Origin of the sequence: Streptomyces sp. NPDC050418 (genome assembly GCF_044458745.1) — a bacterium.
Lineage (GTDB): Bacteria > Actinomycetota > Actinomycetes > Streptomycetales > Streptomycetaceae > Streptomyces.
In genome coordinates this window covers 176,897-199,915 of sequence record NZ_JBITIG010000012.1, presented here as the reverse complement: position 1 = coordinate 199,915, position 23,019 = coordinate 176,897, and the positions used below count along the sequence as shown (strand labels likewise).

Here is a 23,019-nt window from a genome sequence, read left to right as displayed (position 1 = left end):
CCGACCAAGGGATGATCAGGTGGGTGTGGGTATCTGGCAGACTCTTCTCCCATGGGTGACACGACTGTGAGGACACTGAACGGCCCAGCGGCCGCGACGCCACCCAAGGGGGATGAAGCGGGTGTCAAGGGGGACGAAGCGGACGGAAACACCGCCGCCGAGGGCACGTTGTGGCAGCGGCTTCGTCGGCCACGGCGTCCGCGTATCTGGTTCGAGCTCGCGCTCATCGGGGTGAGCTACTGGCTCTACTCGCTGGTACGCAACGCCGTGCCCGAGCAGAAGGCCGAGGCGATGCGCAATGCCGACTGGATCTGGCGCGCCGAGCACGCGATCGGCCTGGGCTTCGAGGAGGCCTTCAACCGCGCGGTCAACTCGGTGACATGGCTCATCGTCGGGATGAACTACTACTACGCGACGCTGCACTTCATCGTGACGATCGGCGTCCTGGTCTGGCTCTACCGCCGCCATCCCGGCCGGTACGCGGCCACCCGCTCGGTGCTCTTCCTCACCACGGGTGTCGCCCTCGTCGGCTTCTACCTGTTCCCGCTGGCTCCCCCGCGCCTCATGGAGGGCCAGAGCTTCATCGACACCGTCCTGGTGCACCACACCTGGGGCTCGATGGCCTCGGGCGACCTGAAGCACATGACGAACCAGTACGCGGCGATGCCCTCCATGCACATCGGCTGGTCGCTCTGGTGCGGACTGACCATCTGCGCCCTGGCCAAGGCGCCCTGGGCGAAGATCCTTGGCGCGCTCTACCCGGTGGCCACGCTCGTCGTCATCATCGCCACGGCGAACCACTTCTGGATGGACGCGGTCGGGGGCATCATCTGCCTGATGTTCGGCTTCGCGGTGGTCACGGCCTGGTACGGCGCACTGCCGTTCAAGCTGCCTCGCTGGGTTCCCACGCGGGAGCCCGAACCCGATCTCGAGCTCGCGCGAGCCTGAACGCCCCAGGGCCCCGGTTGCTGCCGGGGCCCTGCCGCTTTCCGGGCCCTGCCGCTTTCCGGGCCCTGGCACCCTGACCGGCCCTACGCCCCGTAGAACAGCTCCTCCACGACGGCACGGGCCCGTCGCGTCGCCCGCCGGTAGTCGTCGAGCAGGTCGCCGACCAGGCCCGGGCCGTAGCCCAGGTACCGGCCCACGGCGGCCAGCTCACGGCCCTCCGAGGGGAACGTGTCCCCGGCCCGCCCGCGCACCAGCATCACCGCGTTGCGCACGCGCGTGGCCAGTACCCAGGCCTCGTCCAGGACGGCCGCGTCCTCGGTCGAGATCAGCTCCGCCGCCCGCGCCGCCGCCAGCGCCTGACGGGTCCGCGTGGTCCGCAGCCCCGGCTCGGCCCAGCCGTGCTGGAGCTGCAGCAGCTGCACGGTCCACTCCACGTCGGACAGGCCGCCGCGCCCGAGCTTCGCGTGCAGCGTGGGGTCGGCACCGCGCGGCAGCCGCTCGGTCTCCATGCGCGCCTTGAGCCGCCGGATCTCCCGTACGGCGTCCTCGCCGAGGCCCTCGGCGGGGTAGCGCAGCGAGGCGACCAGGTCCATGAACCGCGCCCCGAGCTCCGCGTCGCCCGCCACGGGTTCGGCCCGCAGCAGCGCCTGGCTCTCCCAGACGTGCGACCAGCGCCGGTAGTACGCCTCGTACGACTTCAGCGTCCGGACCAGCGCCCCGTTCTTGCCCTCGGGCCGCAGATCCGTGTCGATCAGGAGCGGCGGGTCCTGGCTCGGGATCTCCAGGAGCCGGCGCATCTCGGCGACCACCGTGACCGCCGCCTTCGTCGCCTCCTGCTCGTCCACGCCCTCGCGCGGCTCGTGCACGAAGATCACGTCGGCGTCGGAGCCGTAGCCCAGCTCGTGCCCGCCGAAGCGGCCCATGCCGATGACCGCGAACCGGGTCGGCAGCTCGTCGCCCCAGCCCTGGCGCACGACCGCCCGCAGCGTGCCCGCGAGCGTCGCGGCCGTGAGGTCGGAGACCGCGGCACCGACGAGGTCCACCAGCGCCCCCGGGTCGGCCTCGGCGGGGTGCTCCTCCGTCCCGTACGACCGGATGAGGTCCGCCGCGGCGATCCGGAACAGTTCGCGCCGCCGCACCCCGCGGGCCGCGGCCACCGCCTGCTCGGCGCCGTCGGCGCGGCCCACCGCCGCGAGGATCTCCTGCTCCAGGTGGGCGTGGCCGCGCGGCTCCAGGCCCCTGGCGTCGCCGAGCAGCGCCACCGCCTCGGGCGCGCGCATCAGCAGATCGGGGGCGAACCGGCCGGCCGACAGGACCCGCGCGAGGTTCTCGGCGGCGGCGCCTTCGTCGCGCAGCAGCCGCAGGTACCAGGGGGTCTTGCCGAGCGCGTCGGAGACCTTGCGGAAGCCGAGGAGGCCCGCGTCGGGGTCGGCGGAGTCCGCGAACCAGCCGAGCAGCACCGGCAGGAGCGTGCGCTGGATCGCGGCCTTGCGCGAGACACCGGAGGCGAGCGCCTCCAGGTGGCGCAGCGCGGCCGCCGGGTCGTTGTAGCCGAGCGCCACGAGCCGCTCGCGGGCGGCGTCCGTGGACAGCCGGATCTCGCCGGGCGCGAGCTGGGCGACGGCGTCGAGCAGCGGCCGGTAGAACAGCTTCTCGTGCAGCCGCCGCACGGCCGAACTGTGCTTGCGCCAGGCCTTGTTGAGCTCGGTGACGGGTTCGGTGCGCAGCCCGAGCGAGCGCCCGAGCCGCCGCAGGTCGGCCTCGTCCTCCGGTACGAGATGGGTGCGCCGCAGCCGGTGGAGCTGGATGCGGTGCTCCATGGCGCGCAGGAAGCGGTACGCCTCGTCGAGCTGGGCGGCGTCCGCACGCCCCACGTACCCGCCGGCGGCGAGCGCGTTCAGTGCCTCCAGGGTGGAGCCGCTGCGGAGGGAGGTGTCGCCGCGGCCGTGCACCAACTGCAGGAGCTGTACGGCGAATTCGACGTCCCGCAGCCCGCCGGGACCGAGCTTCAGCTCACGCTCCAGCTCGGCCCGCGGAATGCTGTCGACGACCCTGCGGCGCATCTTCTGCACGTCGGGCACGAAGTTGTCCCGCTCGGCGGCCTGCCACACCAGCGGCGCGAGCGTGTCCACGTACTCCTGGCCGAGTTCCGGGTCGCCGGCGACCGGCCGTGCCTTGAGCAGCGCCTGGAACTCCCAGGTCTTGGCCCAGCGCTGGTAGTACGCGAGGTGGCTGGCGAGGGTCCGTACGAGCGGCCCGTTGCGGCCCTCGGGGCGCAGATTGGCGTCGACGGGCCAGATGGTCCCCTCGACGGTCGTCTCCGAGCAGATCCGCATCATGTGCGAGGCGAGCCGGGTCGCGGCCTGCAGCGCCTTGCCCTCCTCGGCGCCGTCGGCCGCGGCGGCCACGAAGATGACGTCCACGTCGGACACGTAATTCAGCTCGTGGCCACCGCACTTGCCCATCGCGATCACGGCGAGCCGGCACAGCGCGTCGTCCTCGGGCGCGGCCGCGCGCGCGATGGCGACGGCGGCGCGCAGCGTGGCGGTGGCGAGGTCCGCCAGCTCGGCGGCGGTCTCGGCGACATCGGTGGTCCCGCACACGTCCCGTGCGGCGATCGACAGCAGACAGCGGCGGTACGCGACGCGCAGGGTCACCGGATCCGTGGCGTGGGCGAGCCCTTGCTCGAACTCCTCGACGCCCGGGTGCAGATCGCTCGCCTCGTACGTGACGAGGGCGTGCCAGTCGCCGGGGTGGCGGGCCAGATGGTCGCCGAGCGCCTCGGAGGCGCCGAGCACGCCGAGCAGGCGGTCCCTCAGCGGTTTCCCGGCAAGGAGGGTGTCGAGCAGCATCCGCCGCTGCTCGTCGTCGGGCTGCGCCTCCACGAGGCGCACGAGGCCGAGAAGTGCGAGATCCGGGTCGGCGGTGGCGCCGAGGGCGTCGAGGAGGACGGGGCTGGACTGAAGGGAGGCCAGATGCGGACTCTGCAGATGCCGCTCGGCCGCGGAGGGATCGGTGAACCCGTGCCGCAACAGTCTCGTGAAGGCACTGCTCCTGCGCCCTGACACGGTCATCCGCGACCCCTTCCGTCGATCAAGGTCCGGGTCGAGCCTAGTCGGAGGGCGGCCTCGGCCACAGGTCGGCGGGCGCAACGCGAAGTGCCGGATCCGGCGCGGCGCGTTCCGTGTCGCCGGGCGGTACCGGCCAGGGCATGGTGAAGCCATGGAGTACACCCTCGAAGTAGTGCAGATCCCTGTCTCCGACGTGGACCGCGCCAAGGATTTCTACGCCGACCGGTGCGGCTTCAAGGTCGACCTCGACCAGCAGGTCGCCCCGGGCATCCGGATCGTCCAGATCACCCCGCCCGGCTCGCGCTGCTCGATCGCGCTGGAGGAGGGCATGCCGAGGACACCGGGCCAGAAATCGATGGAGCCGGGCTCGCTGCAGGGGCTGCAGGTCTGCGTCACGGACATCGAGGCCGCGCATGCCGAACTGCGCGCCCGCGGCCTCGACCTGTCGGAGATCATGCACGTCGGCGCATCGGGCTGGGAGCCCGGCAAGGGCGAGACGTGGAACTCCTTCGCCACGTTCTCGGACCCGGACGGCAACGGCTGGATCATCCAGGAGGCCCCGGCCCCGCTGTCGGAACGCTGAGCGGCCGCGGAAAACCGGAGGCCGGACACGGTCCGCCCGCCCTAAGGTCGGGCGTCATGACGAGAAGACGGCGGATCCGCCGCCTGGTGACCGATGACGCGGTGTACGAGTGGTGCTTCGCGCACCGGCACGACCGTGTGCGCGGCTACGACGGGTGCCGCAGCACCGTGACGCTGTGGCGGCCGGGCAGCCGGGCCCGGCTGCGGTTCGTGTTCCGTCCAGGACCCGACCGCCTCATCGCCGAATGCTCCTTCGACCAGGGCGCGGCGGTGCGCATGCCGGACCGCGCCTACCTCAACCTGTACGAGCCCGGGAGCGTCCGGGCCCTGCTCGACGAGCACCTCACGCACGAACCGTTCCCCGACTCGGGAACGACCGAGGTGGACGCGTGGCCGCTGTTCGACGCGGTGACCCCGGCCCCCGTCGCGTAGCAACGGATCCGGGCCGGCGGGATCACCCCCGACCGGCCCGGATCACGCAAGCGGATGCCGCCGCCTCAGAGCACCGGCAGATTCTTCCGCAGCTCGAACGCCGTGACCTCGCTGCGGTACTCCTCCCACTCCTGCTTCTTGTTGCGCAGGAAGAAGTCGTAGACGTGCTCACCGAGCGTCTCGGCGACGAGTTCCGAGCGCTCCATGAGCGCGATCGCCTCGCCCAGGTTCTGCGGCAGCGGCTCGATGCCCATCGCGCGGCGCTCCGCGTCCCGCAGCGCCCACACGTCGTCGTCGGCGCCCGGCGGGAGCTCGTAGCCCTCCTCAATGCCCTTGAGGCCCGCGGCGAGCAGCACCGCGTACGCCAGATAGGGGTTGCAGCCCGAGTCGAGGGAGCGGACCTCGACGCGCGCCGAGCCGATCTTGCCGGGCTTGTACATCGGGACCCGGATCAGCGCCGAGCGGTTGTTGTGCCCCCAGCAGATGTACGAGGGCGCCTCGCCGCCCGCGCCCGCGGTGCGCTCCGAGCCGCCCCAGATGCGCTTGTAGGAGTTGACCCACTGGTTGGTGACGGCGGCGATCTCGGCGGCGTGCTTGAGCAGGCCCGCGATGAAGGAGCGGCCGACCTTCGAGAGCTGGTACTCGGCGCCCGACTCGTAGAACGCGTTGCGGTCGCCCTCGAAGAGCGAGAGATGCGTGTGCATGCCCGAACCCGGGTGTTCCGAGAACGGCTTCGGCATGAAGGTGGCCTGCACGCCCTGCTCCAGGGCGACCTGCTTCATGACGAGGCGGAACGTCATGATGTTGTCCGCCGTGGAGAGCGCGTCCGCGTACCGCAGATCGATCTCCTGCTGCCCGGGCGCGCCCTCGTGGTGGCTGAACTCGACCGAGATGCCCATGGATTCGAGCATCGTGATGGCCTGCCGGCGGAAGTCCATGCCGACGTTCTGCGGGGTGTGGTCGAAGTAGCCGGAGTTGTCGGCGGGGGTGGGGCGCGTGCCGTCGAGCGGCTTGTTCTTCAGGAGGAAGAACTCGATCTCGGGGTGGGTGTAGAAGGTGAAGCCCAGGTCGGAGGACTTGGCGAGCGCGCGCTTGAGGACATAGCGCGGGTCGGCGAAGGACGGGGAGCCGTCGGGCATCAGGATGTCGCAGAACATCCGGGCCGTACCGGGAGCCTCCGCGCGCCACGGCAGGATCTGGAACGTGACGGGGTCCGGCTTGGCGATCATGTCGGACTCGTAGACCCGGGCGAAGCCCTCGATCGCCGAGCCGTCGAAGCCGATGCCCTCGTCGAAGGCCTGCTCCAGCTCGGCGGGGGCCACGGCGACCGACTTCAGGAAGCCGAGGACGTCGGTGAACCACAGGCGCACGAAACGGATGTCGCGCTCCTCGAGCGTACGGAGCACGAATTCCTGCTGCTTGTCCATGTCGACTTTCCACCCATCCTCGCCGGCCGGCCGACCACCGGAGTGTGCGCATCGTCCCGGGCCGCTCATGTGCGCGTCTTCCCGGGGTCACCTGAGCATCCCACCACACGGTTTCGGGCACGTTGCAAACCGGGCGGGATCTTCCGGGGTACCGGGGCGGCTGACGTGGCGACAGGCCACGGATAACATCAGCTAGCCCACCTGCCACTGGAGAACGGACACACGAGCCATGGGTTCCGCCCGCAAGAACTCCTCCGCCGACCGTCGGGCCCGCATAGAGGAGATGCGCCGCGCCGAACAGGCCCGCGAGCGCCGCAACCGCCTGCTCACCATCGGGATCAGCACGGTCATAGTGGTCGGTCTCGTCGGCTTCGGCTCGTATCTGTTCATCAACGAGCAGAACAAGCAGGACAAGGAAGACGCCAAGGTGAAGGCCGCCGCCAATGCGGACATCAAGGGCCTTGAGGAGTTCGACGCCAAGAAGCTGGGGCGCAACCACGTCACCAAGCAGGTGACGTACCCGCAGACGCCCCCGGTCGGCGGCGACCACAACCAGGTCTGGATGAACTGCAACGGGGACGTCTACGAGAAGGCGATCCCGGACATGAACGCGGTGCACTCCCTGGAGCACGGCGCCGTGTGGGTCACCTACAACAAGCAGGCGAAGGACGCCGACCTCAAGGCGCTCCAGGAGAAGGTCAAGGCCACTCCGTACTCCCTGATGAGCCCGGTCGAGGGTCAGAAGGGTGCGCTGATGCTGACCGCGTGGGGCAAGCAGGTGACCGTGGACTCCGCGAAGGACAAGCGCGTGGACAGCTTCTTCGCCAAGTACGTACAGGGCGAGCAGACCCCCGAGCCGGGCGCCGCCTGCACCAACGGACTGGCTCAGTGATCGGATCGTTCCTGTGAAGCGCATGACCATGCTGGGGATCGCGGCCGCGGTCGTCCTCGCGGCGGGCGGCGGGATGACTCTCGCGCTCGCCGACGGCTCGGACGACCCGGCGCCCCCCTCCGCCACGGCCTCGCCCTCGACGGACTCGGCGGACGCCGGTTTCGCCCGGGACATGGCCGTGCACCACCAGCAGGCCGTCGAGATGTCGTTCATCGTGCGTGACCGCACACAGAACGAGGACATCCGCCGGCTCGCGTACGACATCGCCAACACCCAGGCGAACCAGCGCGGCATGCTGCTCGGCTGGCTCAACCTGTGGGGGCTGCCGATCGCGTCCGGTGACGAGCCGATGGGCTGGATGGACATGCCGGCCTCTCCGGCGCCCGGGCACGACGGCGCGCTGATGCCGGGCATGGCCACGAAGACGGAGCTCGAGCGGCTCGGGAAGCTGAGCGGCAAGGAAGCCGAGATCTTCTATCTGCAGCTCATGACCGACCATCACAAGGGCGGTGTGCACATGGCCGAGGGCTGTGTGGAGCGCTGCACGGTGGGCGTGGAGAAGCGGCTCGCGCAGGGGATGGTCGACGCGCAGGAGTCGGAGATCGACCTGATGGCGGACCTGCTCAAGGAGCGCGGCGCCAAGCCTCGGTAGCCGTTTCGCTCGGCGTGCGGACCGCCCGTACCGGATTGATCATGACCTCATGACGACCACCGACGAGGTCAAGGACCAGGTCTCCGACGACGGTACGAAGCGGCAGTTCATCTCCTGGGTGACGCTCGCCCTGATGACGACCGCCTCCGTGGCGAGCCTGCGCCCCTCCCCCTCCATGGCGATCTACGGGCTCGCCGCGATCTTCCTCTATCTGCTGCCCGCGATCGTCTTCCTGCTGCCCACCGCCCTGGTCGGCGCCGAGCTGGCGTCCGGCTGGACGGGCGGCATCTACCGGTGGGTGAGCGAGGCGCTCGGCAAGCCGCTGGGATTCCTCGCGGTCTGGTGCCAGTTCGCGATGACCATCGCGTACTACCCGAGCCTTCTCGCTTACGTGGCCTCGACCTTCGCGTACGTCATCCATCCGAGCCTCGCCGAGAACGGGCTCTACGTCGCGATCGTCATCGTCGTCATCTACTGGACCGGCGTCTGGATCACTTCGCGCGGCACGAAGACGGTGGCCGGTCTGTCCAGCCTGGGCCTGATCATCGGCACGCTGATCCCGGGTGTCGTCCTGGTGGTGCTCGGCATCGTCTTCCTCGCGCAGGGCAATCCGTCCGAGGCGCCGATGAGCGCCGACCACTGGCTGCCGCCGTGGACGGGTCTGGCCAGCCTGGTCCTGATCGTCAACAACTTCCTCTCGTACGCGGGCATGGAGATGAACGGCGTGCACGTCTCCAGCCTGCGCGAGCCGCGCTCGGAGTACCCGCGGTCGATCTTCATGGCCACGGGCCTGGTGCTGCTGATCTTCATCCTTCCGGCCCTCGCCATCAGCTGGGTCCTGCCCGCCGAGAACACCAGCCTGACGGCCGGTCTGATGCAGGCCTTCCACGCCTTCTTCGACCATTTCGGCGTCGCCTGGATGACGAAGATCGTCGGGATCATGGTGGTGATGGCGGCGCTCGGCGGGATGCTGACCTGGCTGGCGGGTCCCGCGAAGGGGCTGGTGCAGCTGTCGCGGCAGGAGGGGTATCTGCCGCCGTTCCTGCAGAAGCTGAACTCCCATGGCGTGCCGCAGAACATCATGATCGCCCAGGGTGTGATCACCACCCTGATCGGTGTGCTCTACGCGTTCAGCTCGGATGTGTCGTCCGCGTACTGGATGTTCTCCGTCATCACGGTGCAGATCTATCTGATCGCGTATCTGCTGATGTTCGTGGCCGTGGTGAAGCTGCGCCGCAGTCAGCCGGACCGGCCGCGCGGCTTCGTGGTCCCGGCCGTGACGCTGGTCGCGGGCGTCGGCTTCGTCGCCTCGGCCTGCGCGATGGTCATCGGCTTCGTGCCGCCGGACCAGTTCGGCGACGGTCCGCTGTGGCGCTATCTGCTGATCGTCGGCGGCGGGCTGCTCGTGCTGGGGCTGATCATCCCGCTGGCCTTCCTCAAGTTCCGCAAGCCGAGCTGGGTGCACCCCGAGTACCAAGGGGCCCGGGCCCCGGTGGAGTGAAGACCGACTCCGGGAGGGGCGTAGGGTTTGCCCCACTATGTCCCTCCCGGTGGTGTGTGCAGCGATGACCCCTTCCCGTTCCCGCGGTCTGCGGCCCGCCGCCGTGCTGCTCGGCCTGGGCGCGGTCGCGTACACCGCGTGGGTCCTGGAGGTCGTGGTCTCCACCGGTCTCGATCCGATACGGACCTACGTCAGCGAACTGGCCGCGCGCAGCGAACCCCTGGGCGGCGTCTTCCGTACGACGGACCTCGTGGCGGGGCTGCTCGTGCTGAGCGGCGCCGTGTGGGGTCTGGTGCGGGACCGGCCGCGCGGGCGGTGGACGACGGCCGGATGGGCCGGGCTCGCGCTGTTCGGCGCGGCGACGGCGATCGACTCGCGGCTGCCGCTGAGCTGCACCCCGACGGCCGACCCGGAGTGCGCGGCGCGCGAGACGGCGGGCCTGGTGCCCGCCACGCACACGGCGCACGCGGTGAGCAGTTCGGTCGCGGTGTTCGGCGCCCTGGCCGGCATCGTCGCCCTGACGGCGGCGGCCCGCCGCTACGGCCGGTGGCCGCTCGTCGCCCGCGTCGGCCCGTGGCTCGCCTCGGCCGAACTGGGCGTCACCGTCTGGGTCCTTGCGTCGGTCGCGGCGTTCCAGGCGGGCAAGGGAACCTGGCTGCTCGGCCTGGGCCAGCGCTCGCAGGTGCTGCTCATCGCAGTGTGGCTGGGGTTGTTCGCGTACGAGGTGGGGCGGCGGCCGGGCGGGGCGCCCGGCCCAGGAGGACGCGGATGACCACGTTCGTACGGATCGGCGGAGTGGCCCACCATGTCGTCGTCGAGGGCGACGGGCCCGTCTGCGTGCTCACGCCGGGGCTCGGGATGGCCTGGTTCGACTGGGACGCGGTCGCCGCGCCGCTTGCCGGGCACCGCACCGTGGTCCGCTTCGACCGGCCCGGACTCGGGCTCAGCGCACCGTCGCCCGTACCGCCCTCGCTGGCCGGCGAGGCGGACCGGATCGCCCGGATCCTCGACGCGTGCGGCCTCGACGGGCCGGTCACGGTGGCCGGGCACTCCCTGGGCGGCTTCCACGCGGAGGCGTTCGCGCGGCTGCACCCCGGGCGCACGGCCGGGCTCGTCCTGGTCGACTCCAGCGTCGAACCGGCCGCGCGGCCCCGGCCCGCCCCCGCCCTGCACACCGGCCTCACCCGCCTCGCCGCGGGCGCGTTGAGCGCGGCCGGGGTGCCGTACGCGCTGGGGCCCGCGGGGCGGCGCGCCGCGGTCCGGCTGGCGCGCGGCCGCCGGGGCGGGGATCCTGCGCCGTACGCGCTCGTGCGCCGTACGTACGGGACGAGCCGTTCGCTGCGGGCGCTGCTCGCGGAGTACACGACGTATCCCGACGTGGCGGCCCAACTGGTCTACGTACGACGCCAGTTCCCCCTCACCGACGCGCTGCCCGCGACGGTCCTCGCGGCGGGCTCCGACCCGCACTGGCTACGGCTGCAGGGCGCCCTGGCGAAAGAGCTGGGCGCCGCGTACCGCGTGGTGCCCGACGCCGGGCACCTGGTGCCGCTCGACCGGCCCGAGGAGGTCGCGCGGGCCGTGCTGTCCGTGAGTGACGCCGCCGGTGGGCCCTGATGGCCGACGAGCTGCCACGCCGGCGAACCGCGTTGTCAGTGCGCCGTGCTGAGATGGACGCATGACTCCGCCCGCCACCGCCGCCTCCGCCACCACCCGGGGCGAGCTGCGCCTGCGCCTCGTCGGGCGTGACCTGCCCGGCCGCTCCTGCGGCTCGTACGACGACGTGCATGTCGCCGTGCAGCGCGGGCGGGACCCGGAGGGTCCGGTGGCGGGCGACGCGGGCGGGGCGGTCTGGGAGTTCACGGTCGGCACGGTGACGACGGCGGACGGGACGGTCGACTTCCGGGGGCCGTATGTGCACGGCAGGCGCGAGGCGCGCTTCCTGTATCTGACGTGGGGCGAGCTGCCGCAGGGCGGGGAGTTCGCTATGTTCCGGCGCGCGAAGATCTTCTTCGCCGACCTGCCCGACGCTCTGGTGGAGTCGGGCGCGGCCGAGGGCTCGCTGCCCCTGACGGACGAGTGCGGTATGCCGCTGTGCGCGGCGGTCCGCCCGCCGTTGATCTCCTGGCGCCCGCTGCCGTAACAACTCCCGTTCCGTAACGCCCGGTTCCGCGGGGTTCCCGGCCCTTCCGCACCCCGCGCGCCCTTTATCACGTCCTGGCGCCGACACCACCCGGCACCCCCCGCGTTCGCGCAGGTGAAGCCCCTGATAAAGCCCGGATAAGCCTCTGTTACGGTTGCCGCAAAATCACACCGCTCGCGCACAAGGACCAAAATGACCACTCCGCCGCCGCCCGGCCCCGAATCCCCCTGGGCCCCGCCGCCGGCCTCCGGCCCCGCCCCGCACCAGGCTCCCCCGGTGCCCGGCTCCCCGTACCCGATGGCCCCGCCGCCGGGCCCGTACATGATGCAGCCGCGCAACGGTCTGGGCATCGCCGGTCTCGTGCTCGGCATCATCGGCACGGTGCTGTTCCTGACCATCTGGGTCGGTATCGTCCTCGGCATCCTCGCGCTGATCTTCGGCCTCATAGGCCGCGGCCGCGCCAAGCGCGGCGAGGCGACCAACGGCGGTGTGGCCCTCGCGGGCGCCATCCTCGGCGGTATCGCACTGCTGGCGTCCTCGGTGTGGCTGGTCTTCGCGGTGCTCATCGTCAGCGACGCCGTGGACAAGGTGAACGACGAGATCACCCAGGTCGAGAAGGGCGACAAGTCGTCCTCCGACGACTCGTCCTCGGGCTCCGACTCGGGCTCCGACGACGCCGGTTCCGGCGACTCCGCGGGCAGCGACGACGCGGCGGCCTTCGGCGACAGCTACAAGTACGACGACGGTGTCGTCGTCACCGTCTCGAAGCCGGTCTCGTACACCCCGGACCAGTACGCCGCGGGCCACGAGAAGGGCAACAAGGCCTTCCAGTTCACGATCACCATCGAGAACGGCGGCAAGGAGAAGCTCGACATCTCCGGCGCGCTTCCGTCCCTGCGTGACGGCGAGGGTGCCGACGCCGAGATGGTCTTCGACGGCAGCAACGGCACCAAGCCCTTCAACGGCTCGGTCCTGCCCGGCAAGAAGGCCACGGCGAAGTACGCCTTCTCCGTGCCGGCCGGCGCCGAGAAGGACCTGCAGCTGGAGCTGACCCCCGCGATCCTCGACTACGAGGAAGCGTTCTGGGCGGGTGCGGCCAAGTAGTCCCCCGGGTCCCGGGACAGGGACCACAACGCGAACGGGTCCTTCGGCTCTCCGGCCGAAGGACCCGTTCGTCGTTCTGCATGGCCCCAGGACCTGTGTCCGGGCCTCAGAGCTCCACCGACGCCGCCACCGGCAGATGGTCGCTGCCGGTCCCGTCCAGCGTCCAGGACTTCACCGGCTCGAGGCCGCGCACCATGATCTGGTCGATCCGCGCCATCGGGAACGACGCCGGCCAGCTGAACCCGAAGCCGTCCCCCGCCGCACCCTGCGTGGAGCGCAGTTGCGAGGTGACCGGGGACAGCGCGCGGTCGTTCATCGTGCCGTTGAGGTCGCCGAGCAGCACCAGCTTCTCGACCCGGTCCTCGCGGATCGCGACACCGAGCGCCTCGGCGCTGCTGTCGCGCTGCTCGGCCGTGAACCCGGCGTTCAACTTGACGCGCACGGACGGCAGATGCGCCACGTACACCGCGAACTGCCCCTTCGGGGAGTCGACGGTGGTGCGCAGCGCGCGGGTCCAGCCCATCTTGATGTCCACGGACCGCGAGTCGCTGAGCGGGTACTTGCTCCAGACGCCGACGGTGCCCTCCACCGCCGCGTACGGATAGGTCTCGGCGAGGACCTTCTTGTACGTGGGCAGCGCGTCGGCCGTCAGCTCCTCCAGGGCGACCACCTGGGCGCCGGACGAGGCGATCTTGCGGGCGGTGCCCTCGGGGTCGGGGTTCTCGGCGTTGACGTTGTGCGTGGCGACCGTGAGATCGCCGCCCGCGGAGGACTTGTCGAAGATCAGGCCGCCGAAGAGGTTCACCCACACCAGGGCCGGGAGCAGGACCGCGATCAGGGCCGTGGCCGACTTGCGCAGCACGGCGACGACGAGCAGGACGGGCACGAAGAGCCCGAGCCACGGCAGGAAGGTCTCGGCGAGCGAGCCGAGGTTGCCGATCTTGTTGGGGATGCGCGAGTGCAGTCCGAGGACGAGGGCGAGGAGCACCGCGAGGACGGCGACGACGATGCCGCGCCGCCAGATGTCGCGGTCGTGCCGCCACGAGTCGAGCAGGCGCCGGACACGGGAACGGTGCTCAGGTCCCGAGCCGTTGTTCCCCGTCTCCGTCATATACGCCTGCGCCATACCGTCGCCTCATTCGCCGTGCACACCGTCCTCGTACCCGGTCGACCCTAGGTGATGGCGGTGCCGTGCCTTGCCGTGCGGAACCTGGACAGGGCCCGGGGTCCCTTGGACGGCCGTACTGCTACGAGGACGGGTGCCGGGCGCGGACAGTTCCGCGGGAGGGGTGCGCGACGGGCTCTGTGACGAAACGCGCACACCAGGGACGTGTCGCCGCTCACGGTACGGACGTGCCGCCGCTCACGGTGCGGACGGCGGCGGTCCCGGCAGGCGCAGGCCTTCGAGGACGGTGTCCACGATCGTGGCGGGGAGGTCCTCGGGCAGCGGTGCGTCGATGCTGAGGATCGTGCGGGCCAGCATGGGGCCGGTGAGCAGGTCGCCCATCACGGAGAGGTCCAGGTCGCCCCGGATCTCGCCCGCGGCGATACCGCGCCGCAGCACCTCCATGACCCGGCCGCGGCGTGGCGCGACGACCTCGTCGTGGTAGAGCTCCCACAGCTGCGGATAGTTCTTGGCCTGGGCGAGAAGGTTGGCGAGCAGCGCGGAGGACCGCTTGGCGAGGCCGCGTTGGCGGATCGCCTCGATGATGACGACGAGGTCGTCGCGTACACAATCGCCCGCGAGCTCCTGGTCGGGCGCGTCCATCACGCGCATGACCTCGACGAAGAGCTCCTCCTTGCCCTTCCAGCGGCGGTAGATGGTGGCCTTGCCGACGCCCGCCTTGCGGGCGATCCGCTCGATCGACATGTCGCCGAGCGCGACGCCCTCCTCCAGGAGGCTCATCACGCCCTCGATGATCGCCCGCTCGGCGGCCTCGCTGCGCGGCCGGCCGCGTACCGCCTTGTCGGGGCGGGGGCCGCGCGGACCTGTCAGCGGCCGGTGCTGCTCGTGCCACTGCTCGTGCCGGTCCCTCAGGCTCATGGTCCGCGCTCCCGTCGTACGCCCTGGAAAGCCGTCGTCATTGTCGCTCAGGCGACGGCGCCCGCCGGCCGCTCCCGCCCGCTCCCCGTCGCCCGCTCCCCCGCCGTCAGCTGCTCGCCTTCACCGGCTCAGCCTCCTCGGCGGGCGTGTCCGCGGCCGGCGGGCGGCCCGGCAGGAACAGGGCGACGACCGCGGCGCCGACCAGCGCGACGCCCGCCCCGCACAGGGCGGTGATGTGCATCGCGTGCAGGAAGGCGTCATGCGCGGGCAGGACGAGGGCCTCGCCGCGCTCGCCGAGCGAGCGGGCCACGCCGAGGGTCGCCTCGATGGACTCGCCGGCCGCGTGCTGCGCGCCGGCGGGCAGCGCGCCGAGGTGCTGCTCGATGTCGGAGCGGTAGGCGGCGGAGAGCACCGAGCCGAGCACCGCGATGCCGAGCGCGCCGCCGACCTGCCGGAAGGTGTTGCTGAGCGCGGAGGCCGAACCGGCCTTCTCGCGCGGCAGGGCCTGCATGATGACGACGCTCACCGGGGTCATGATGTGCGCCATCCCCGTGCCCATCAGGAAGAAGATGACTTCGAGCAGCCAGATCGGGGTGTCCGCGTCGAGCAGCGCGAACGCGCCCAGCATCGCGGCGATCACCAGCAGACCCGCGGTGGTGACGGCCTTGTTGCCGAAGCGGTCGACGACGAGCCGGGCGCGCGGCGCGAAGATCAGCTGGGCCGCGGCGAGCGGGATCAGGAGCAGCCCGGACTCCAGCGGGCTGTAGCCGCGCACGCTCTGCAGGTAGAAGACGGCGAAGAACGTGACGCCCATGAGGGCGAAGAAGACCAGGGCGATGGCCGCGATGGCGGCCGAGAACACCTTGTTCTTGAAGTAGGTGACGTCGATCGACGGGTGGTCGCTGCGCTTCTGGTGCACCACGAACACGACGAGGACGGCGAGTCCCGCGCCCGCGGTGGCGAGCACCATCGGGTCGGTGAAGTCGGCGAGGCGGCCGCCCTCGATGATCCCGTAGACGAGCAGGACGAGACCGAGGACGGACAGCAGCACGCCGACGGGGTCGATCCGGCCCGGGTTCGGGTCACGGGAGTCCGGCACGAGCACGACCATGAGGACGATCGCGAGCAGCACGATCGGCACGTTGACCAGGAAGACCGAGCCCCACCAGAAGTGGTCGAGCAGCAGTCCGCCCGTGATGGGCCCGATGGCGATGGCGAGCCCGACGCCCGCGGCCCAGATGCCGATCGCCTTGGGCTGCTCGTCCCGTTCGAAGACGTTCATCAGGATGGCGAGCGTGGCGGGCATCACGAACGCGGCGCCGAAGCCCATGACGGCGCGGAACCCGACGAGTTCACCCGGCGAGCCCGCGAGCGCGGCGAGCAGGGAGCCGGCGCCGAACACCACGAGCCCGAGGAGCAGCATCTTCTTGCGGCCGATCCGGTCGCCGAGGAGCCCGGCGGTGAACAGGAGCCCGGCGAAGACCAGCGTGTACGAGTTGATCGCCCACTCCAGCTCGCCCTGCGTGGCGCCGAGGCCGGTGGGCGCCGGCTCGGAGATCGTCTTGACCGCCACGTTCAGGATCGAGTTGTCGAGCACGACGATCAGCAGGCTGAGCATCAGCACACCGAGGATCGCCCAGCGGCGGCGGTGCACGGCTTCGGGTATCCGGGGTACGGCGGGAGGAGCGGGAGTCGTCATGCGTCGACCCTAGCGCCTTTTCGATACGGCACCGTCTCGTATTGGAACTCCTTAAGGAGTCTTTACCCGTACGGGGCGGGTTGGTGCGACTCCTTTGCGAGGCCGCCGCACCATCGGGGGACAATGGCACGCGTGCACTATTCCGTCCTCGGCACCACCCAGGCCCACCAGTCCGACGGCACCCCCGTGACCTTGGGCGGTGCGCGGCTGCGCGCGCTGCTCACCGTGCTCGCACTCACTCCCGGGCGGGCGGTCGCCACCGCCCGCCTCGTCGACGAGGTGTGGGACGGCGAACCGCCCGCCGACGCGGGCGCGGCGCTGCAGGCGCTGGTCGGGCGGCTGCGCAGGTCGCTCGGCGCGGAGGCGGTCGAACTGGGGCCCGGCGGCTATCTGCTGGCTGCCGAGCGCGAGGACGTGGACGCGTACCGTTTCGAACGGCTCGCGTCCGAGGCGGCGGGCGCGCTGGCCGACGACGACCCGGTCAAGGCCACGGCCCTGTACGACGAGGCGCTCGCGCTGTGGCGCGGCCCCGCGCTCGCCGATCTGCCCGACGGCGCCTCCGAGGCGGCCCGCTGGGAGGCGCGCCGGTTCGAGGCGCGCCGTGGCAGGTTCGCGGCGGCGCTGGGGCTCGGTCGGGCCGAGCAGGTCCTGCCGGAGCTGAGCGGCTTCGCCGAGGCGCACCCGCTGGACGAACCGCTGCAGGCTCTGCGGCTGCGCGCGCTGCGCGACGCGGGGCGTACGGCCGAGGCGCTGGCCGCGTACGAGGCGGTACGGGAGCGGCTCGCCGATCGACTGGGCGCGGATCCCGGGGCCGAACTGCGGGCGCTGCACGCGGAGTTGCTGGAGCCGGTGGCCGCGTCGGATCCCTCCCCGGTGCGGGCCCGCCAGGCGCCCGCAGGGCCCGAGGTCCCCGCCCGCAAGGGCAATCTGCGGGCCCGGCTCACTTCCTTCATCGGCCGCGAGGACGACCTCGCGACCCTGCGCGGCGCACTCGCAGGGGCGCGCCTGGTGACCCTGCTCGGCCCCGGCGGCGCGGGCAAGACCCGGCTCTCGCAGGAGGCCGCCGACGGGCTCGACTACCAAGACGGCGTCTGGCTCGCCGAGCTGGCCCCGGTGAGCGCCGACGCCGACCACGACGCCGTACCGGAAGCGGTGCTCACCGCGCTCGGTGCGCGCGAGACGGTCCTGTACGGGGCGGGCGCCGAAGAGCTGCGGTCCGTGGACCGGCACGGCCAGGACCCCCTCGTACGTCTCGTGGAACATCTCGCGCGCCGCGAAGTGCTGCTCGTCCTCGACAACTGCGAGCATGTCATCGGCGCGGCGGCCGACATGCTCGCGTACCTGCTCGCACGCTGCCCCGGTCTCACGGTGCTTGCCACGAGCCGTGAACCCCTGGGCGTACCGGGCGAGTTGGTGCGGCCGCTCGGGCCGCTGCCCGAGGACATGGCGCTGCGGCTGCTGGACGAGCGCGGTGCGGCCGCGCGGCCCGGCTTCTCGGTCGGGGACGACCGGGCCGCGGCCGAGGAGATCTGCCGCCGTCTCGACGGCCAGCCGCTCGCCATCGAACTCGCCGCGGCCCGGCTGCGGATGCTCACGACGCGCCAGATCGCCGACCGCCTCGACGACCGCTTCCGGCTCCTGACCGGCGGCAGCCGTACGGTCCTGCCGCGGCAGCAGACGCTGCGGGCCGTCGTCGACTGGTCCTGGGAACTGCTGGACGATCCCGAGAAGGCCGTGCTGCGGCGCCTGTCGGTGGTTGCGCGCGGCTGCGATCTCGCGGCCGCGGAGGCTGTGTGCGGTGCGGTGCCCGAGACGGACGGGGACGCCGCCTGCCATCTGCATCTGATGGTGGACCGGCGCGACGTCATCGAGCTGCTCGGTTCGCTCGTCGACAAGTCGCTGGTCGTGGCGGCGCCCACGGCCGAGGGCGGGATGCGCTACCGGCTGCTGGAGACGGTCGCCGAGTACGCGGCCGAACGGCTCGACGAGGCAGGGGAACGGGCCCTGGCCGAGCGGGCGCACCTCGTGCACTACCGCGAACTGGCCCGTACCAGCGATCCGTTGCTGCGCGGCAGCCGGCAGTTCGAGGCGATCCGGCGGATCGAGACCGAGTACGAGAACCTGCGCAACGCGCTGCGGCGTGCCGTCGCCCTGCGCGACGAGCAGGAGGCGCTCTGCCTGGTCCACGCGCTGTGCTGGTACTGGCAGATCCGGGACCAGCGGGCCGAGGGGCAGCACTGGTCGAGCGCCGCCGCCGAGCTCGGTCCCGACCCGTTCACGTGGCCGGTGACGCCCGCCCCCGAGGTGCACGAGCGGTGCACGGACGCGCCGCCGCCGATGAGCCCCGAGGTCCTTCAGGAGGCGCGGCGCGGGGTGCGGCTGATCCGGATGGCCACGCAGGACCACGGCCGGGAGATCTGGTCGGACGACTCCCAGCGCGACATGCTGCAGGCCGTCGTCGCGACGTACCGGGTCGGCATGCCGCAGACCTCCCGGATGCCCGGATCGCTGTGGTTCTTCGCGCGGCTGATGAGCGGGGAGCCCTTCGACGTCCTGGAGCTCAGCGCGCAGAGCGTGCAGGCCTGCCGGGACCTCGGCTACCGCTGGGAGCTGGCCGCCTCGCTGCAGATGCGGGCCAACATCCTCGCCAACCGCGGCGAATGGGCCGACGGCGCGTGCGACGCCGCGGACGAGGCGCTCGCGATCTACACCGAGCTCGGCGACGTCTGGGGGAAGGCGGAGGCGCTGTCGGCGCGCGGGGAGGCCTGGGAGCGGCGGGGCGAGTACGCGCGGGCCGCCGAGGACTACCGTGCGGCGATCGTGCACACCGAACGCATCGGTGCCCCCACCCAGGTGATGGTGCTCAAGGCCCGGCTGGCCGGCGGGGCGCTGGCCGAACTCGACCAGGGAGACGAGGCCGAGCGGCTGCTGCGCGAGGTGATCGCCGAGACCGATCCGGCGGTGCTCGAAGCCCAGGCCTTCGCCCGGCTGTTCCTGGCGCTGAGGCTGGGCCGCACCGGCCGCACCGATGAGGCGCGTGCGTGTCTGGAATGGCTGAACGCGCAGTTCAGCGCGGGCCCGATCGCGATGTTCCAGGGCATGATCATGGGCATGATGGGCTGGCTCGACGGGGTGGACGGCCACTACGAGTCGGCGCTGGAGCGGGCCGGGACCGCGCTGGAGCGCGCACTCGACCCGATGCCGCAGATGGTGATGCCGCAACTGACCTGGACCCACTTGTCGTTGGCGGCCCTGGCGCTGGCCGGGCTCGGCCGGGGCCCGGACGCGGCCCGGGTGCTCGGCGCGTCCGACGCGCAGCGGCCCGTCAAGCATGTGGCACCGCAGTACGAGCGGGAGCTGCGCGCGAGCGCGGAGGCGGCGGTCCGGGACCTGCTCGACGACGCGGCGTACGAGCGGGCGTACACGGAAGGCGGCGGCCTCTCCGTGGAGGAGGCCGCCGCCCTTTTCTGATCCGGTGCCGCGGGACGCGATCCGACGGGCGGATCAGGTTCCGGGGGGCGTCCGCATCAGCTCTTCTTCGCGAACTTGTGGATGGCGTACGGAGCCATGACCACGGTCAGACCGACCGTCCAGGCCAGCGTCACCCACAGGCCGTGGGCGACGGGGTGGCCGGTGGTCATCAGACCGCGGGCCGCGTCCGCGAGGCCGGACATCGGGTTGTACGTGGTGAAGGACTGCAGCCAGCCGGGCATGTTGCCGGTCGGCGTGAAGATCGACGAGCCGAACTGCAGCGGCATCATCACCAGGAAGCCGAGCGCCTGTACGGACTGGGCGCTCTTCATCGTCACGCCGAGCACCAGGAAGATCCACATCACGGCGGAGCCGAAGAGCAGCGAGAGTCCGACGGCGGCGAACAGGCCGGGCCAGCTCTCGATGTCGAAGCCGACGAGCACGGCCACGATCATCAGGACCGTGGTGGCGAGCAGCATGCGCAGGATCTCGACGGAGATCTTCGCGATGAGGACCGAGGAGCGTCCGATGGGCAGGGACCGGAAGCGGTCCATGATGCCCTTGTGGAAGTCCTCGTTGAAGCCGGTGCCGACGGCCTGGGCGATCGACATCGACATCATGGCGAGCATGCCGGGGATCACGTACTGGACGTAGGCGTCCTGGCCGCCGCCCATCGCCTTGCCGATCGAGCCGCCGAAGACGTACACGAAGAGCAGGGTGAAGACGACCGGCATCAGGAGGGCGTCGAACATCGACTCCGGGTCCTTCTTGATCCACAGCAGGTTGCGGCGGATCAGGGCGCCGGTGTGGCGCAGGTTGGCGCGCAGGCCGATGCGGCCGTCCTCCTCGCCGTTGAGGAGGGGCTGCTGCTCAACGGGTGCGGGCTTGTTGAGGGTTGCGGTGCTCATACAGCGACCTCCTCGAGTTCACGGGCGGAAGCGTCCTGCGGAGCACTGGCCTTCTGGCCGGTCAGCGACAGGAACACCTCGTCCAGGCTGGGCAGTTCGGTGGCGATGTCGGCGAGCTGGTATCCGGCGGCGGCCAGATGGGCCACGATCGCGGTGAGCTGCTCGTCGCTCTGCACGGGCACGATCACGGTGCCGTTCTCGGTGTCGACGGTCGTGGTCGCCAGGCCCGTGAGCCCGGACGCGTCCAGGTCGGAGGCCATCGTGCGCAGGCGCAGAGGGTCGGCCGGTCGGATCCGCAGGGTGCGGCCGCCGACCCTCGCCTTGAGCTCGGCGATGCCGCCCTCGGCGATGATCCGGCCGCGGTCGATCACGGTGAGCTCGGAGGCCAGCTGCTCGGCCTCCTCCATGTACTGGGTGGTGAGCAGGACGGTGACACCCTCGTCACGCATGGACTTCACCTCGTCCCACACCTCGTTGCGGGTACGGGGGTCGAGACCGGTGGTCGGCTCGTCCAGGTAGAGGACGGCCGGGCGGCCGATCATCGAGGCGGCGAGGTCGAGGCGGCGGCGCATGCCTCCGGAGTACGTGCCGGCGGTGCGCTTGGCGGCCTCGGTGAGCGAGAAGCGCTCCAGGAGCTCGTTCGCCCGCTTCTTGGCGTCGGCCTTCGACAGGTCGAGCAGCCGCCCGATCATGTACAGGTTCTCGAAGCCGGCGAGCTTCTCGTCGACGGAGGCGTACTGCCCCGTCAGGCCGATCTTGCGGCGCAGCTGCCGGGGCTGGCGCAGGACGTCGTAGCCGGCCACGGTGGCGGTGCCCGCGGTGGGCTGGATGAGGGTGGACAGGACTCGTACGAGGGTGGTCTTGCCGGCGCCGTTCGGGCCGAGGACACCGAGCACGGTGCCCTCGCGCACGTCGAGGTCGACACCGTCCAGTGCCTTCGTCTCGCCGTAGTGCTTGACGAGCCCTCGCACGGTGACCGCGTTGCGGCCGGGGTTCGGGTTCTTGTCGGATCGCGTCATGCCGACAACTCTGGAGGGAGGCGCCGACAGCTCACCGATACGGCGCCGACAGCGGGTGCCGGTGGCCGATGGGGTGCCTATATCTGCAGGTGGGATGGGGTGCGGGTGCCCGCCGCAAACTCAACGGACCCGCACCCCACGCCACCTCGCCTCAGTGGAACGTGTGCTCCTCGCGCGGGAACGCCCCGCCCACGACCTCCTCCGAGAACTCACGGGCCGCAGAAACCATCTGCGCCCGCAGATCCGCGTACTGCTTCACGAAGCGCGGCATCTTCCCTGGGGTGAGCCCCATCATGTCCGTGTAGACGAGCACCTGGGCGTCGCAGTCGGGACCGGCCCCGATGCCCACCGTCGGAATGTGCAGGGACCGCGTGACCTCTGCGGCCAGCTCGGCCGGGACCAGCTCAAGGACGAGCGCGAACGCCCCCGCGTCCTGCGCCGCCTTCGCGTCGCGCAGGAGCCGGTGCGCGTCCTCGTCGCCGCGGCCCTGCACCCGGTAGCCCATGGTGTTCACGGACTGCGGGGTCAGGCCCAGGTGGGACATGACGGGGATGCCGGACTGCACGAGCAACTCGGTCTGGGCGAGAGAACGCTCGCCGCCTTCGAGCTTCACGGCGCCGACGCCCGCCTCCTTGACCAGCCGGGTCGCCGAGCGCAGCGCCTGCACCGGGCCCTCCTGGTACGAGCCGAACGGCAGGTCGCCGACGACCAGGGCGCGCGAGGTGCCCCGTACGACCGCGGCCGAGAGCATGGTCATCTCGTCGAGCGTGACCGGGACGGTGGTGTCGTACCCGAGGTGGCAGTTGCCCATCGAGTCGCCGACGAGCAGGACGGGGACGCCGGCCTCGTCGAAGACGGAGGCGGTCATCGCGTCGTACGCGGTGAGCATGGGCCACTTCTCGCCGCGCTCCTTGGCGGCGATGAGATCGCGGACGGTGACTCGGCGGGTGGACTTGCCCCCGTACAGCGCCTTGCTGCTGTCGGTGGCCTGCTGCGGGGCAGGCGTCTGGGCAGCCGAAATCTGCGTCATGGCAACGGCTCCTTCAGTCATCTCGAGGCGCCCTGACGGCGTCCCCGGATCACCTCCCATGGTGGCACCTCTCCACTGCCGAGGCCAAGCCCCCACCGG

General features: G+C 71.3%; 19 protein-coding genes. 11 read left to right on the top strand and 8 right to left on the bottom strand.

The window, feature by feature from the left end; all coding sequences use genetic code 11:
* Positions 1 to 51 precede the first annotated feature (51 nt).
* Positions 52 to 948 carry a phosphatase PAP2 family protein gene (locus ACIBI4_RS27950; RefSeq protein ID WP_399206849.1) on the top strand — a complete coding sequence of 299 codons (897 nt, stop codon included), beginning with the start codon at positions 52 to 54 and terminating at the stop codon, positions 946 to 948.
* An 83-nt stretch (positions 949 to 1,031) separates the two neighbouring features.
* Here the strand turns inward: ACIBI4_RS27950 and ACIBI4_RS27945 are convergent, their stop codons facing one another.
* A complete protein-coding gene (locus ACIBI4_RS27945; RefSeq protein ID WP_399206847.1) occupies positions 1,032 to 4,022 on the bottom strand; it encodes a bifunctional [glutamine synthetase] adenylyltransferase/[glutamine synthetase]-adenylyl-L-tyrosine phosphorylase in 2,991 nt (996 codons plus the stop codon).
* A gap of 148 nt (positions 4,023 to 4,170) precedes the next feature.
* Between ACIBI4_RS27945 and ACIBI4_RS27940 the strand changes: the two genes are divergently transcribed.
* Together ACIBI4_RS27940 and ACIBI4_RS27935 are read left to right on the top strand one after the other, a co-directional pair.
* A complete protein-coding gene (locus ACIBI4_RS27940) occupies positions 4,171 to 4,602 on the top strand; it encodes a VOC family protein (protein WP_399206845.1) in 432 nt (143 codons plus the stop codon).
* A gap of 56 nt (positions 4,603 to 4,658) precedes the next feature.
* Positions 4,659 to 5,033, top strand: a complete 375-nt coding sequence (locus ACIBI4_RS27935) for a hypothetical protein (RefSeq protein ID WP_399206844.1) — start codon at positions 4,659 to 4,661, stop codon at positions 5,031 to 5,033.
* Between the two features lie 65 nt (positions 5,034 to 5,098).
* Here ACIBI4_RS27935 and ACIBI4_RS27930 read toward each other — a convergent pair whose 3' ends face one another.
* Entirely contained in the window at positions 5,099 to 6,460 is a 1,362-nt protein-coding gene (locus tag ACIBI4_RS27930; RefSeq protein ID WP_399206842.1) for a glutamine synthetase family protein, read from the bottom strand.
* Positions 6,461 to 6,689: 229 nt separating this feature from the next.
* Between ACIBI4_RS27930 and ACIBI4_RS27925 the strand changes: the two genes are divergently transcribed.
* The 7 genes from ACIBI4_RS27925 to ACIBI4_RS27895 all read left to right on the top strand — a co-directional run bounded on the left by ACIBI4_RS27925 (position 6,690) and on the right by ACIBI4_RS27895 (position 12,749).
* Positions 6,690 to 7,352, top strand: coding sequence for a DUF3105 domain-containing protein (locus ACIBI4_RS27925; RefSeq protein WP_399206841.1), 663 nt, complete (start codon positions 6,690 to 6,692; stop codon positions 7,350 to 7,352).
* Between the two features lie 22 nt (positions 7,353 to 7,374).
* Positions 7,375 to 8,004 carry a DUF305 domain-containing protein gene (locus tag ACIBI4_RS27920; RefSeq protein ID WP_399206840.1) on the top strand — a complete coding sequence of 210 codons (630 nt, stop codon included), beginning with the start codon at positions 7,375 to 7,377 and terminating at the stop codon, positions 8,002 to 8,004.
* A 49-nt stretch (positions 8,005 to 8,053) separates the two neighbouring features.
* Positions 8,054 to 9,505: an APC family permease gene (locus tag ACIBI4_RS27915; protein ID WP_399206839.1), complete on the top strand. Its 1,452-nt coding sequence runs from the start codon at positions 8,054 to 8,056 to the stop codon at positions 9,503 to 9,505.
* Positions 9,506 to 9,569: 64 nt separating this feature from the next.
* On the top strand, positions 9,570 to 10,277 hold the full coding sequence (locus tag ACIBI4_RS27910; RefSeq protein ID WP_399206838.1) for a DUF998 domain-containing protein: 708 nt from the start codon (positions 9,570 to 9,572) through the stop codon (positions 10,275 to 10,277).
* Complete coding sequence (locus ACIBI4_RS27905; RefSeq protein WP_399206837.1) at positions 10,274 to 11,119, top strand: alpha/beta fold hydrolase; 846 nt, start codon at positions 10,274 to 10,276, stop codon at positions 11,117 to 11,119. The genes ACIBI4_RS27910 and ACIBI4_RS27905 overlap by 4 nt, the downstream gene beginning before the upstream one ends.
* Positions 11,120 to 11,180: 61 nt before the next feature.
* The gene (locus ACIBI4_RS27900) at positions 11,181 to 11,645 is read left to right on the top strand and encodes a DUF5990 family protein (protein WP_399206835.1); all 465 of its coding nucleotides are present in this window, start codon (positions 11,181 to 11,183) and stop codon (positions 11,643 to 11,645) included.
* A 192-nt stretch (positions 11,646 to 11,837) separates the two neighbouring features.
* Positions 11,838 to 12,749: a DUF4190 domain-containing protein gene (locus ACIBI4_RS27895; RefSeq protein WP_399206834.1), complete on the top strand. Its 912-nt coding sequence runs from the start codon at positions 11,838 to 11,840 to the stop codon at positions 12,747 to 12,749.
* 106 nt (positions 12,750 to 12,855) lie between these two features.
* Here ACIBI4_RS27895 and ACIBI4_RS27890 read toward each other — a convergent pair whose 3' ends face one another.
* The 3 genes from ACIBI4_RS27890 to ACIBI4_RS27880 all read right to left on the bottom strand — a co-directional run bounded on the left by ACIBI4_RS27890 (position 12,856) and on the right by ACIBI4_RS27880 (position 16,492).
* Complete coding sequence (locus ACIBI4_RS27890) at positions 12,856 to 13,875, bottom strand: endonuclease/exonuclease/phosphatase family protein (RefSeq protein WP_399206833.1); 1,020 nt, start codon at positions 13,873 to 13,875, stop codon at positions 12,856 to 12,858.
* A 237-nt stretch (positions 13,876 to 14,112) separates the two neighbouring features.
* Positions 14,113 to 14,793: a TetR/AcrR family transcriptional regulator gene (locus ACIBI4_RS27885; protein ID WP_399206831.1), complete on the bottom strand. Its 681-nt coding sequence runs from the start codon at positions 14,791 to 14,793 to the stop codon at positions 14,113 to 14,115.
* Positions 14,794 to 14,899: 106 nt separating this feature from the next.
* Complete coding sequence (locus ACIBI4_RS27880; RefSeq protein WP_399206830.1) at positions 14,900 to 16,492, bottom strand: MFS transporter; 1,593 nt, start codon at positions 16,490 to 16,492, stop codon at positions 14,900 to 14,902.
* A gap of 123 nt (positions 16,493 to 16,615) precedes the next feature.
* Here ACIBI4_RS27880 and ACIBI4_RS27875 point away from each other — a divergent pair, with 123 nt between their 5' ends.
* A complete protein-coding gene (locus tag ACIBI4_RS27875; protein ID WP_399206829.1) occupies positions 16,616 to 19,963 on the top strand; it encodes a BTAD domain-containing putative transcriptional regulator in 3,348 nt (1,115 codons plus the stop codon).
* A 56-nt stretch (positions 19,964 to 20,019) separates the two neighbouring features.
* Here ACIBI4_RS27875 and ACIBI4_RS27870 read toward each other — a convergent pair whose 3' ends face one another.
* From ACIBI4_RS27870 to panB, 3 genes are all read right to left on the bottom strand, one after another.
* Complete coding sequence (locus ACIBI4_RS27870) at positions 20,020 to 20,871, bottom strand: ABC transporter permease (protein WP_399206828.1); 852 nt, start codon at positions 20,869 to 20,871, stop codon at positions 20,020 to 20,022.
* Entirely contained in the window at positions 20,868 to 21,890 is a 1,023-nt protein-coding gene (locus tag ACIBI4_RS27865) for an ATP-binding cassette domain-containing protein (RefSeq protein WP_399206827.1), read from the bottom strand. Before ACIBI4_RS27865 ends, ACIBI4_RS27870 begins: the two co-directional genes overlap by 4 nt.
* A 151-nt stretch (positions 21,891 to 22,041) precedes the next feature.
* Positions 22,042 to 22,920 (bottom strand): 3-methyl-2-oxobutanoate hydroxymethyltransferase, encoded by an 879-nt coding sequence (panB, locus tag ACIBI4_RS27860; protein ID WP_399206825.1) that lies wholly within the window; start codon positions 22,918 to 22,920, stop codon positions 22,042 to 22,044.
* Between the last annotated feature and the right edge of the window lie 99 nt (positions 22,921 to 23,019).